Raw genomic sequence first — 13270 nt, forward strand, 5'->3', positions numbered from 1 at the left:
TTTTATATTGACTTTTTACTATACCTGACAGTATTAAAATTCAGTTAAAAGCAAATTAAAATATTACCTAGCCATTTAATCTAAAGAACTTCTTTGAACGTAGGTAAGGTGACAAATAATCACTCACTTCACTTACGTTGCTTATGAATTTTTTTAGCAGTCTGGTTAAGCAAGCGGCATTCGCGACCGCTCTCACCTCTTCAATGATTCTCGTTTCCTGTGAGGATCACCGTATGGCCCCTACCGAACAATCGCTTCCTGACAGACTTTTCTGGGCTTTGTCAGATGACAACAAAATTCACCAAATCAATGTTAAAAACACTTCTACACCTCTAAAATCTATTTCTGTAACCGGCCTTGTCGCTGGTGACGCTCTGGCTGGAATTGATTTCCGTCCGGCAACAGGCCAACTTTATGCAATCAGCAAACAAGGAAATCTTTATCAGATTAGTCTTATATCTGGTGCTACCGAAGGAAGGGCAACCAGAATTGGCGATGCGCCACTATCTTCGGCATTAACCGGTGCCAACATCGGATTTGACTTTAATCCAACCGTTGATAAAATTCGTGTTACCACCAGCAGTACTCAAAATCTGCGCGTAAATCCTGAAACAGGCGTGATCGCTGCAACAGATCTTGTATTGAAGGGATATTCCAATCCACAGATTGGAGCAGTTGCCTATACAAACAGCCGTGCCGGTGTAACTGCAGCTCCGGGCGTAGGTACGACCCTATATGATATTGATCCGACAACTGACCAATTGTATATTCAAACGCCTCCTAATGATGGTGGCCTTGTTGCAGTTGGCAGCCGTTTTGATATCGACATTGAAGATGTTGGCGGTTTTGATATTTCTCCCGATATCAACGCATCTGATGTTTACCCGATCGCTTCTGTAAAATATCAGGGCAAGTGGGAATTAAATCATGTAAACCTGACAACCGGTAAACTTCAAAAACTGGGTGATTTACCAGCCGGAGTAAACATCATCGGGATAGCGATTCCTTCGCTTCCTGTTGCTTATGCGCTGGATGGGGTAAACAATTTGAGAATATTTGATCCGATGACAGGTGCGAGCTACGGCACAAAAGCCATTATGGGGCTTCCATCTGGTGTATTGCTGGCAGGAATTGATATCAGACCAGCCAACGGCCGTCTTTATGCACTGGGTATGAACAGTAAAATTTACAGCGTTGACCTTGGATCAGGAATGGCGGCAGAAGCTGCAACGCTTAAATTAGCTGACGGAACGCCTGTAACGTTAAACGGATCGATCTTCGGCGTAGATTTCAACCCGGTTGCTGACAGATTACGCGTGGTAAGTGAAACCGGCCAAAATTTACGGATTAATGTCTCGCCGGGCGAAATGAATGGAGTTACTGTCGTCGATGGACAATTGAAAATTACAGGATCTCCTCTGACGCCGTTTGTTGTAGCCGGAGCTTATACCAACAGTTTCCCTGGTGCAACTGCAACGACGCTGTACGATATTGATAGTAACATGGACATATTATACAGACAAAATCCTCCAAATGATGGAAGTCTGGATATGCCTAAAAACCTGGGTATTGACGTAACTTCCAACATAGGATTCGACATCGGAAATGCTTCGGGCATGGGCTACGGAATTTTCACAGTAGGTGGAAACACGAATTTCTACTCAGTAGATCTTAGCACTGGTGCAGTGCAGGTTAAATATACGTACCCTGTATCTGTAAAAGGATTAGCGCTGGGTTTTGGATTATAATAACAAAACTAAAAACAAAAGAGGTGATCAGGGCTTTCCTGATCACCTCTTTTGTTTTACAAAAAACTGGATTTTTTAACCGTTTACAACTTGTCCTCCATTAGGATGCAAAACCTGCCCGCTGATATAGGAAGAATCTTCACATGCAAGAAAAACATAACTCGGGGCAACTTCGCAAGGCTGACCAGGCCTTTTGAAAGGAGTGTCTCTCCCGAATTCTGCTACATGTTCGGCGTCGAATGTTGCGGGAATTAATGGCGTCCAGATCGGGCCGGGTGCAACGGCATTCACACGGATTCCTTTTTCCACAAGATTAATTGCCAAAGATCGTGTAAAGGAAGTAATCGCTCCTTTTGTCGAAGAATAGTCCAGAAGTCCCGGACTTCCATGATATGCCGTGATTGAGGTTGTGTTGACGATGGAGTCGCCTCCATGAAGATAAGGCAGTGCGGCTTGTGTAAAATAAAAGAAGGAAAAAATATTTGTACTGAAAGTATCGGTCAGTTGTGCGGAAGATATTTCTTCAATACTTTCTTTCGGATGTTGCTCAGCTGCATTATTTACCAGAACGTTCAGTTGCCCAAATTCGCCGATCACCTGGCCGACGGCTTCCTGACAAAATTCCTGCTCCCTGATATCTCCTGGAATAAGTAAACAGCTTTTTCCCTCTGCTTCGACAAGTCGTTTGGTTTCATCGGCATCCTGATCTTCATTCAAATAGACAATGGCAACATCTGCACCTTCCCGTGCAAAATGAACTGCAACCGATCTTCCTATGCCGCTGTCCCCGCCTGTGATCAAAGCAACCTTACCTTCCAGTTTACCACTTCCCCTGTAATTCTCACGAATCACAACCGGTTCAGGATGCATCTTTCCCTCAATGCCCGGTTGTTCATTCTGCGTCTGCCCATTGGTTTCTATGTTAAATTCCATAATGTTGATGATTAGTTTGGCGACTGTATTCAAAAATTTATGCCACAACAAATTGTTAGTTTAAAAAAGCTTTATTGATCATACATAATTCTTAGGTTTCTCCCCAACAGCTACCGAATTCCATATTCGAAATCTATTCTTTGTCAGCCTTCAAATCTTTCCTATTTTTGCAAAAAAAGTATTCTACTTGAAAAAAAATAGCGTCACCCTTAATGACATAGCAAAGGAGCTGGAAATGACAGCCGCAACAGTCTCCCGTGCATTAAGCGACCACCCTGAGATCAGTGCGAAAACCAAAAGAGTTGTTCAGGAAGCGGCGCAAAGATTAAATTATAATTCAAACCGAATCGCTTCTTCCCTGCGTTCCGGCAAAACCAATGTAATCGGGGTTCTAATTCCAACGGCTGAGAACGCATTCTTCGGCTCAGTTATTCATGGTATTACCAACCTGGCCAGTAAAAGCGGATATTCTGTTCTCATTCATGAGTGTGAAGAATCATATGAACTTGAAGTCAAGGGAATTGAAACATTGATTGGTGCCCGTGTGGATGGCATCATTGTTTCGCTTTCCCGAAATACTCTAAAATACGATCACTTTCTTGAAGTAAAACGCAGAAATATTCCTCTTGTGTTCTTTGACAGAGTTCCGGATGAAATGGATATACCTTCTGTTGTTATCGACGGATACAATGGTGCATTTCTGGCCACCCAACACCTGATCGATCAAGGATATAAACGAATTGGACATATATCAGGCCCGACTTATATTAAAACTTTCAACGACCGGTTCAGGGGATATCTCGCTGCGTTGCAAACCAATAATATTCCGGTTGACGAAGCGATTATCTACACCGGAAACATTTCAATTGAGTCTGGCATGGAAGGTACGCGACATTTGTTACAGCTGCAAAATCCGCCGGATGCCATCTTTGCTGCTGAGGATTTTACTGCGCTAGGTGCCTTGAAAGAATTAAAATCAAGCAAAATCCAGGTTCCACAGGAATTCGGTATTTTTGGTTTTTGCAATGATATGTTCAGCGAACACACGACTCCTTCCCTATCGACGATGGATCAGCAAACGGTTTTGATGGGGCAGGAAGCTTTCAAGTTGCTCTTTGACATGATTAAAAACGGCGTTTCTGATCAGGCAAATGCTACCAGAAAAATCATCGAACCAAAACCCATTTTCAGAGAGTCTTCGATGAAAACAGGTTTCGACTTCTAAAATTTTAAACCTGCCAAAAAAGCTTATTATCAACCAGTTAAAGGAAACTAAAAGCAACTTTCTCTTTTTATAGTATTTTCCGTAAACGATTACGTTATTTTTGTAGATATTAAAGAATTTTAACTAAAATATTCCGTTTTCTCAAACTTCATCTATGTTAAAAAAACTAATCATTCCAATTTTTTCAATGGCCTTTCTTTCAGGGACTGCCTTTGGACAGGTTGAGACATCGACGAGCAAGGTCAAATTGCAGCTGGTGACAGACCAGCTTTCACATCCAACCGCATTTGCTGTTAACAAGAAATCACCGGACCTGATCTTTGTTTGCGAGCAGGAAGGGAAAATCCGGGTGATACAAAATGGAAAAATCGTAACAACGCCATTTTTAGACATTACACAAGATGTTTTGAAAAAAGATGGCTATGACGAACGCGGATTACTAGGCCTCGCTTTCCATCCTGATTATTCAACCAATGGTAAGTTTTACGTTTACATCAGCGTAAAAGCAACACCCGCTGAAAAAGGCGTTGATCATCGTTCAGAAGTGCGGGAGTATACGGTGAGTAAAGCAAATCCTTTGTTAGCCGATAAGGCATCGGTAAAAAAGGTATTGACATTTGACCAGCCACAATCAAATCATAATGGCGGCGATCTGAAATTTGGTGCGGACGGATTTTTGTATATCTCCGCTGGAGATGGCGGAGGCGCTGACGACAAGCACGGGCAGTATGGCAATGCCCAGAACATGACCAACCTGCTGGGCAAGATCCTTCGAATTGATGTCAACAAGTCTCCGTACTCGATACCGGAAGACAATCCATTTGTAAAAACACAGGATGCGAGAGGGGAAATTTATGCGTATGGTTTGCGTAACCCTTGGCGTTTTAGTTTCGACAAAAAAACGAACGAGCTGTTTGCCGGAGATGTTGGACAGAACAAATATGAAGAAATTGACATTATCACAAAAGGTGGAAATTATGGGTGGAGACCGATCGAAGGTTTTCACGATTTCAGAGCTGATGATCCAAAACCAGTTAAGCCTATCGCACCCATTGCAGAATATCCACATCCCGAAGGACTAAGTATTACGGGAGGATTTGTCTACCGGGGAAAAGCGATTCCTTCCTTGACTGGAAAGTACATTTTTGGCGATATGATGGGACCAATCTGGTCTCTTACTTCCGGCCCAAATAATAAATGGACAAGGGAAAAGTTATCGATCGGAAAAGATGCTGGTTATTGGCACGTGTATAGTTTCGGTGAAGATCTTTCCGGAGAACTTTACGTGCTGACAGAACTATTGGAGGAAAATAAAGGCGCGTTATATAAATTAGTGCCATAAAATATTGACAACCCATGCTGCCTGGAACTCCGGCAGAACAACATATAAAAAGACCAGCATCCTTGTTTCGAGGTGCTGGTCTTTTTTGCAATATCTCTGTGTTACCTTTTGATAACTGGGATTTTTTAACGGCAATTTAATAACTAAACGGTATAGACTTCGACCTGCCAATAATTTAGTTTTGTCATGCCTTTTAGGTTTGTCGTTACAAATTTTGAAAATCATTCCTTTCTATAATTAGCCATGAAAAATTCATTTGAAAATTCTCTTCCGGTCGGTTTAGTGATGTCGCTTTACGACTTTGAAATCCCAACTGAAAACAAGACCGCGATTTCGAGTATCTTAAGGTCAGACAAGGTTACTGCTTTAACAAAAACGGAGCTACATGACGAAACGGATTTCCAGGAGCATGTATGGATAAACGGAGAACTTAGCTGGAAACTTTAACGTGCAGCACTTGCCGTTGTTATAACAATCAAGATTTATGGAAAACCGTATGAGATCTCTTCAAAAAAGTCTGGATTTTTGGTTGTGATAGTGACTTTTAACTATCTCTGACGTCTGAATAGAAAGCTGTCGTTTGGTAACTTATTGTGGATTAACTGCCGAATCAGCGTAAATTGAAATTAACTATAAAAGTTTCGCTATGCGGTATGGTGGTCAATTTATAAAACAATTTCCTCAATTAAACACTGTAATGAATTAAGTTAAAACATTACTGCTATTAAACAATTACTGCTATGAACACATCTACAATGCGCCTTGAAAGAGAAGAAGAAGTATTTTACCTATTGATTGGCATTTTAATTCTTTGGGTCATCTCAATGATCAGATCTCATAAAATTAGTAACCTGGATTCCGAACATTGATTTAAAATTTCCAGTAGTTCTCCTGGAAAACAATCATACAATTAATTTGGCAAAATTTACCCTAATATTGTCGCGATCACCCCTTAAAAAATGCGGCGGTTTCACATATTTTTGCTTTTGTGATTTATTAAATTATCAGAGCTAAAGAATTCCAACATGAATGTGTCCCTCAAAACCGTCGACGACTATATGTGCCTCCAAAGTGACGAAGTTTGTGAGGCACTCGAAAATATCAGAGCTTTAATTCAGGAAACTGCACCGGAAGCTGTTGAGGTAATCAGTTATGGCATTCCTGCGTATAAGTATCTTGGTAAAATGCTGATTGGGTTCAAAGCTTCCAAAAATCATTGCTCACTTTATACCTGGAACGACCACACGGTTGAAACCTTTAAAGCCGACTTGAAAGATTTTAGTACGTCGGTTGGAACGATACGATTTACGGTTGATAAACCGATTCCGGAGCAACTGGTTAAAAACATCGTGAAGGCCAGAATGAAAGATAATTCTGATAGTCAGAAAAAGGCGAAGATATCAAAGTTATAAATTATAGAGTCCGAAGAAGATTAATTTCAATACCTGTAGTATATTAAATAGAACTTTATGAATCCGGAAGTAACTCAATACATTGAAAAATTGCAGCCCTGGCAGATTGAGGTTTGCCAGGCATTGCGTAAGCTAGTCTTTGAAAACTTACCAGGCGCAGAGGAAAGAATGCAATATGGCAAACCTCATTATCTAAAAAATGGTCACTATGCTTCCGTCATCCAGGGCTCTAAGGATAAGGTCTCATTTGTAATTTTTAATGCAGCGAAACTTGAAGATATCAAAGGATTTTTCCAATCAACGACAAGCCCGGACAGGAAAACTGCCACGATTAAAGAAGGACAGAAGGTCGATTATACACTGTTATCAAAATTGTTGAAATCAGCTTCTGATTCGCTTTAATTTCCAGTCCAAACTATTTACTCTTGTCAAAAGCCATTTTCTCGATCTAAATATCAGCACACTGATAGGTACCGTCTGAAATATTACCATATCAATTCGCAAAATATTAAACGAATACCAATAAATGTTCAAAACGCGGACTATAAGCCACAAACAAACGTTCATGGCTCGGTTTTTCACCAAATACTTCTCCGACCTCAGTTCTTTTTGAAGGAATACAGATATTTTCCTGACCGAGTTGTTTATACCTCTGCGTCCGGTTTTCTAATTTTAACGTCTGGCGTTTTAATCTGTTATAACAGGCTTTAATCTGGGGATTCTGTTTACTCCAACCCAAAAATCAGCAGTCACAACCAGTAAGTCTTTCATGGTAATAAAGTCAAGCGGTTTCTTTAAAAAGGCACTTGCCCCTGCATCGTAACAATCGCTGACCTGCTTTTCAGTACCTCCATTTGACATCATGATAATGGGAATATTTGCGACCATCAAATTGCGTTCGGGCTTCTTTTTCAATATCTTCAAAATGGTAAGACCATCGTAAAACGGCATGTGATAATCTAATATAATTGCACATGGCAAATTACCTTCAGCACCCAACTTCACCTGGTCTTCCAGTGCCTTGAACAATTCAAATCCTCCCTCCAGAACAGTCACTTTGTATTGAGGCAAATAATTTATAAAGACCTGCCGCAGCAAATAACGGTGATCCGCATTGTCGTCCACGATAAATAATTCCTGTGTGCTCATGATTAATTGTTTAAAACGTTTAAATATTCGATTAATTGAACGACTCCCGATAATCCACCGGGAAGGTAATCTGAAACAAAGTTCCTTCTCCGGCAGTGCTTGTAGTGGTCAGCTCGGCAGCCAACAATTCACATAGTCTTTTGACGATAAATAATCCTATACCTTCACCTGTTGAAGAAGTGGAAGTCCGCCTTGTACTCACTTCCTTATCGTCCCGATCTTGAAAAGTAAGTTTTGTAACAAGATTAGCTGGCAGCCCATCTCCGGTATCCTTTATTTCAAGAAACCATTTTTTCTGCCCCCCGTGATTTTCAGCAATACTGACGGGTCCCCACCTTATAGAAACAGATCCGGCTTCTGTATATTTCAATGCATTGAGTAGCAAATTCTGAGCAATTCTTCTGATCTTAACAGCATCACTGCTGATCAGAAGTGCAGTGTGCGTATCGACAATTAAATTCAGTCCTTTATCGACCGACATCAAAACCATACTTTCACACAATCCGGAAAGTAATTCAGACACGTCAAATGTTGTTATTTCAATTATTTCCTCGCCTGCTTCCAGACGTGAGTAATCAAGCAACTGGTTTAGCATCGATGTCACTTGCCGAAGATTACGCTGCAATATTTCCAGGGACTTGGCTCGGTCCTCCTCGGTGTCAATCAGATTTAAGAGCGAAGTCGCACCCATAATCAGACCAAAAGTCCCTCGTAAATCATGTGAAGTTGCCCTTAAAAATTCTCCACGGTGACTGATATACTGCCGCATTTTTTCGAGAGACTGAATCATTTCATTGGACTCTTCCAGTTGCTGCATCCATTTACTCTCTTGAAGTTCTGCATCTTTCAGAGAAGTAATATTCAAGCCAGCAATCACGACGCCACTCTTATATCTGATCACCGAAATCCCCAGCCATATATTATCTCTTTCAGAATAAATTTCTTCATAGGACCTTTCACCGGTCTTCAAGACGTGCTTCATTTTTTCAACATCCTCATCCGGGAATAATTCTGTAGCTTGATGATCAACAAGTTCAGCCATCGACTTTTGCATCTCTTTGGCAAAAATTTGATTACAAACTTCCAATCGAAAATCCTCTACTTCCCCAACGTCATTATGAACGGGTTTGAAGTAACTGATCGAACCCGGAGAACAGTCGAGCACAGCCTGCAAATTTTCCATCATCTTGATCAGCTTGATATCAGCAACTTTGCGTTCCGTTATATCAAGAATGGTCACAACTACGCCGGTCTTATCGATTTGTCGCGTTATAAAAAAAGCAAAATATTTAACTTTGCCCGAGCCAGGATCTGTGAGTTCCCTATAAACTGGCTCTCCCGTCTCAAGAACCCGAAGATACAAGTTAAACAATTCGGTATCCGTTAATTCCGGATTGGATCGGGTCCATGCACGACTGATATTTCGCGCAGATGTCTTCTCATTAAATTCCAGTGCCTTTTCGTTGTATACAGAAGTAACAAAATCAGAGACAGATTCAGCACCTTCTTCCTTCACAACCTCCATTAAAGTAATCGCCGCGGGAACCCCATTCAGGACACTTTGTAAACGGTCCGCTGTTTTTCTCAATTGGTTATTGGAAACTTCCAGTTCCTCATTGGCCTTTTTGAGCTGTTGTGTCCGCTCCTGCACATGAAAGTTTAATTGTTGGGAAAGTGTTTTCTGAAGATGGATATCTGTTCCGTTTCCAATATAACCTGTGAATTTCTTTTCCGGCGAGAATATCGGTTTTGCTGTTTCCAGCACCCAGCGGTATTCCCCATCTTTCCTTTTTAAACGATACTCAATGCTGAAAATGTTATGTCCCTCCAAATTCCGGGCAAACGTATTATCATAACGGGCACGATCCTCAGAATGGATCAACGCCGCAAAACTTAGATCAGGATTATTTTGACTTTCTAAACCCGAAAATTCCAGAAAGGCTTTGTTTAAAAAATTAATTTTTCCTTCCGGACCACTAACCCAGATGAGTGCAGGCGCATGGTCGATCATATCGTGAAACCATGCCTGCCGTTCTTCCAGCATCCGCTGAACACGCCTTTGCTCCGTTATATCTTCAATGATCAGCAGAATGACCTCCTTACGTTCATGCTGAACAACTTTTCGTGCATGAAGGAGCATCGTCTTTTCGCCTATTCCGGCAAAGTTCAAACAAACTTCATACGATTTTATCTGTGCACTATCCGTCATCACTTTTTCGAGCAATTGACGCAGCGGAGCTATATCCCACTGGCCGCGGTGCAACTCGTAAAACATTTTACCCGCAATATCTTCTTCCTGTAAGTGGAATATTTTGTAAAATGCCCTATTGGCACTTTTTACCTGCAACTGCTTGTCGAGCAATAAAGAAGCCTCGGCGATGGTACTGAAAATGGCCTCGGAGTAACCATATGCCTCCGTCAGCTGATCATTCCTGATTTGAAGTTCCTGGTTGATCTTCAACAATTCCTCATTTGTTGATTCTATCTCCTCCTTACTGGTTTCTAATTCCTCATTGATACTTTGTAACTCTTCATTACTGCTGACAATTTCTTCATTGGCTGATTGCAGTTCTTCATTACTGGTTTCCTGCTCCTCAATAATTGAGTGCATATCATTGCGCAATGAGGACAGTTCCATTTCCAATTGTTTGATCCGGTCATCTCTGAAATTGACCGTATTTTCCCTGACTGAAATGCTGTCAAGTTCTTCAAAAAGGACCAAACACAAATATTGATCTTCTGAACTCCTTAGCGGAACAACTTCGATATTCACAAAATGAACCTTATCGTTCACTGTCATCTCCAAACCGTCCTTCGTCACCGTTTCACCTGATTTTCGGCTTTTATGAATGGCGTTTCGAAGTTCAAAAACCAGGGAAGGGCGAGCCATTTTCAGCAAATTAAAACTTGCCTTTCCTGACGCATGTTCAAGAAAAAGTCCCGTAGAGCCTCGAAATTGAATAATTTCAAGATCCTGGTCTACAACAATACAGGCAGGAACGTACCGTTTAAGCAATAATGTATCAACCTCCTTGGCCAGATCAAACGTGGGGGGCGGCAACTGATTTCCCTTGCGTTGCAAAGGCGTAGCTTTAGCATTTCCAGGACGCGTATCCACATTCCAGCGGCTGTTCATGTCAAAAGTCACCTTACCGGTTTCCCGGCTCTTACGAATAAATATTTTATGTTTTTTGTCAAATTGAGAAAATAGAGAAACCGAACTCCCAATGGCTTCGGAGTTTCCGAGCAGCAGGAAGCCGTCAGGGTTTAAAGCATAGTGAAATGTTGCCATTATTTTTTGTTGCAGAACCGTATCAAGATAAATCATAAGGTTCCGGCAGCTGATCAGGTCGAGCCTCGAAAAAGGTGGATCACGTAAAACATTGTGTGAAGCAAAAACACACAGGTCACGAATAGACTTTTTGACGGCGTACTTTTCTTCCCGCTTCACAAAAAACTTCTGAAGCCTTTCAGGTGAAATGTCCAGAATTTCACTTTTGGAATACAGTCCCTGACGCGCCTTGGCAATAGCGAATTCACTCAGGTCACTAGCGAAAATCTGAATTGGCCTTCTGGAATTCTCACCTAACAATTCGACCAGGATCATCGCTAGTGAATACGCCTCCTGCCCCGTCGAACAAGCGGGTATCCATATACGGATCGTATCTTCGTCAGTTTTATTTTCTATAATCTGCGGGAACAGCTTATTTTTCAAAAATTCCATCACATCGGAATCTCTGAAAAAATTGGTCACATTAATCAATAAGTCGTTGTATAGATTTTCCGCTTCGGAAGGATACTGCTGTAAATAAATAACATAATCTCTAAGCGTATCCATTTTGTACAACAACATTCGCCGGGTAATTCGTCTGCGGATTGTTGACATTTTGTAATGATCAAAATCCACTCCTACTGCCCTTTTCAGAATCAGCAAGATATTTTTTAAATCCTCTTCCACCACGCCCGACTCTTCTTCTTCATTGTCAAGGGATGTGGAATTCAAAATAACGGACTGGTTACCCAGACGTTCAAGCTCTTTTGCTATCTCGATTGGCGAGAGTACCATATCAACCACACCTTCCGAAATGGCCGAGCGCGGCATACTCAAATGTTTTGCTGTTTCATCCTGCGCGAAGGTGATACCGCCGGCAACTTTGATCGCTTTAAGCCCCAAAGTGCCATCTTGCGCCATACCTGACAAAACGATACCGATAGCACTTTCTTTCTCCCTATTGGCCAATGAGATAAAAAACTTGTCAATCGGCATGTGGCTGGCGGGTTTTGGCTGCCTGTCTATTAGTTCCAGCCTGTTTTCCGTTAGTTCCATGTCCTTGTCGTGCGGAATGACATAAACGCAATTGCCTTCCATTTCCATCCCGTGCTCCGCTGTAAAAACGGACATTTCCGTTACCCGACTAAGGATCTCAGATAATTTGCTTTCAGCAGTTGGAGACAGGTGCTGTATGTAAACATAGGCCATCCCTGTGTTAGCGGAAAGATTTTCAAAAATCTGAGTTACCGCTTCCAATCCACCAGCAGAAGCTCCAATAGCTACAACAGGCAACGACTTCGCATCCAGTGGCGATTCATCTAACAGATCTATAATTCCTGACATGGGGTTTAGGCAATTCTTGCACCAGAATCTGACTTCAAACCTCTGTAAACTTTTAAAGTCCCAGATCGATGAAGTAAAACTGATATGTTTTACAATAATATACAATAGCCATGTAAATTCAGCAATTTCGAAACCGAAGTTGTCATTTCATATCAATATACTTTGTCAAAATTCGAAGAAGTTGCTTTTTTAGACCCAATCGTATACTTACCGATATATTTTAAATTGCAGTCTGTTCCTGAAAGGCGTTAAGCGTTGACAGTAAAAATTTTCAACTAACTTAAACTTATATTTTGGTTACATGTTTAATAAAGTGATTTACACTTTTTCAAAGTTCAGTTAAACCATGAAAATCAGACAATTCAACAACGCCGACCGCGAGCAGGTTTTGTTATTATTGAGATTAAATACACCGGAATATTTCTCCCCGGACGAACAAGAAGATCTGATCTATTACTTTGATTTTCATGCTGATAATTATTACGTGGCCGAAAGCGATGGTGTAATCATTGGCGCTGCGGGATTCAATATTTCTGACGATCAAAAAACCGCTCATTTATCCTGGGATATTGTACATCCTGATGCTCAGGGAAAAGGTCTCGGTTCAGAATTGACTATTTTTAGAATACAGCGTATCAAGGAGATTGGCTCGGTACAAACCTTGGCAGTTAGAACTTCTCAACTGGCTTATAAATTTTACGAAAAATTTGGTTTGATTCTCCGCGAGACGGACAAAGATTACTGGGCCGAGGGATTTGATCTATATCAAATGGACTGTGATATTGACAGAACGAGATTAAAATTTAGCTAACGGACTTCAACGCGACTGGCTAAAATTCTGGCACA

The 13270-nt window shown here is 41.3% G+C and carries 11 protein-coding genes; 8 read left to right on the forward strand and 3 right to left on the reverse strand.

Translation table 11 applies throughout. From position 1 onward, the window contains the following. The first annotated feature begins 143 nt into the window (after nt 1-143). Nucleotides 144-1748, forward strand: coding sequence for a DUF4394 domain-containing protein (locus AC1XUO_RS08320; protein WP_483329306.1), 1605 nt, complete (start codon nt 144-146; stop codon nt 1746-1748). 75 nt (nt 1749-1823) lie between these two features. Here AC1XUO_RS08320 and AC1XUO_RS08325 read toward each other — a convergent pair whose 3' ends face one another. Next, on the reverse strand, nt 1824-2681 hold the full coding sequence (locus AC1XUO_RS08325) for an SDR family oxidoreductase (protein ID WP_483329307.1): 858 nt from the start codon (nt 2679-2681) through the stop codon (nt 1824-1826). Between the two features lie 187 nt (nt 2682-2868). On the opposite strand from AC1XUO_RS08325, the gene AC1XUO_RS08330 reads away from it, so the two are divergent. The 6 genes from AC1XUO_RS08330 to AC1XUO_RS08355 all read left to right on the forward strand — a co-directional run bounded on the left by AC1XUO_RS08330 (nt 2869) and on the right by AC1XUO_RS08355 (nt 7062). After that, nucleotides 2869-3906: a LacI family DNA-binding transcriptional regulator gene (locus tag AC1XUO_RS08330; RefSeq protein ID WP_483329308.1), complete on the forward strand. Its 1038-nt coding sequence runs from the start codon at nt 2869-2871 to the stop codon at nt 3904-3906. Nucleotides 3907-4060: 154 nt separating this feature from the next. Continuing rightward, nucleotides 4061-5248: a PQQ-dependent sugar dehydrogenase gene (locus AC1XUO_RS08335; protein WP_483329309.1), complete on the forward strand. Its 1188-nt coding sequence runs from the start codon at nt 4061-4063 to the stop codon at nt 5246-5248. Between the two features lie 243 nt (nt 5249-5491). Further along, entirely contained in the window at nt 5492-5695 is a 204-nt protein-coding gene (locus AC1XUO_RS08340; RefSeq protein WP_483329310.1) for a hypothetical protein, read from the forward strand. A gap of 293 nt (nt 5696-5988) precedes the next feature. Continuing rightward, a complete protein-coding gene (locus AC1XUO_RS08345; RefSeq protein WP_483329311.1) occupies nt 5989-6117 on the forward strand; it encodes a hypothetical protein in 129 nt (42 codons plus the stop codon). A 156-nt stretch (nt 6118-6273) separates the two neighbouring features. Further along, on the forward strand, nt 6274-6660 hold the full coding sequence (locus AC1XUO_RS08350) for an iron chaperone (RefSeq protein ID WP_483329312.1): 387 nt from the start codon (nt 6274-6276) through the stop codon (nt 6658-6660). Between the two features lie 57 nt (nt 6661-6717). Then, on the forward strand, nt 6718-7062 hold the full coding sequence (locus tag AC1XUO_RS08355) for a DUF1801 domain-containing protein (protein WP_483329313.1): 345 nt from the start codon (nt 6718-6720) through the stop codon (nt 7060-7062). A gap of 285 nt (nt 7063-7347) precedes the next feature. Here the strand turns inward: AC1XUO_RS08355 and AC1XUO_RS08360 are convergent, their stop codons facing one another. Both AC1XUO_RS08360 and AC1XUO_RS08365 read right to left on the reverse strand, forming a co-directional pair. After that, nucleotides 7348-7809: a response regulator gene (locus tag AC1XUO_RS08360; protein WP_483329314.1), complete on the reverse strand. Its 462-nt coding sequence runs from the start codon at nt 7807-7809 to the stop codon at nt 7348-7350. A 31-nt stretch (nt 7810-7840) separates the two neighbouring features. Further along, nucleotides 7841-12424 (reverse strand): CheR family methyltransferase, encoded by a 4584-nt coding sequence (locus tag AC1XUO_RS08365; protein ID WP_483329315.1) that lies wholly within the window; start codon nt 12422-12424, stop codon nt 7841-7843. Nucleotides 12425-12770: 346 nt separating this feature from the next. Here AC1XUO_RS08365 and AC1XUO_RS08370 point away from each other — a divergent pair, with 346 nt between their 5' ends. Continuing rightward, nucleotides 12771-13235, forward strand: coding sequence for a GNAT family N-acetyltransferase (locus AC1XUO_RS08370; protein ID WP_483329316.1), 465 nt, complete (start codon nt 12771-12773; stop codon nt 13233-13235). The last annotated feature ends 35 nt before the right edge of the window (nt 13236-13270 follow it).

It is taken from the genome of Dyadobacter sp. HNCC25DJ186, assembly GCF_056895235.1.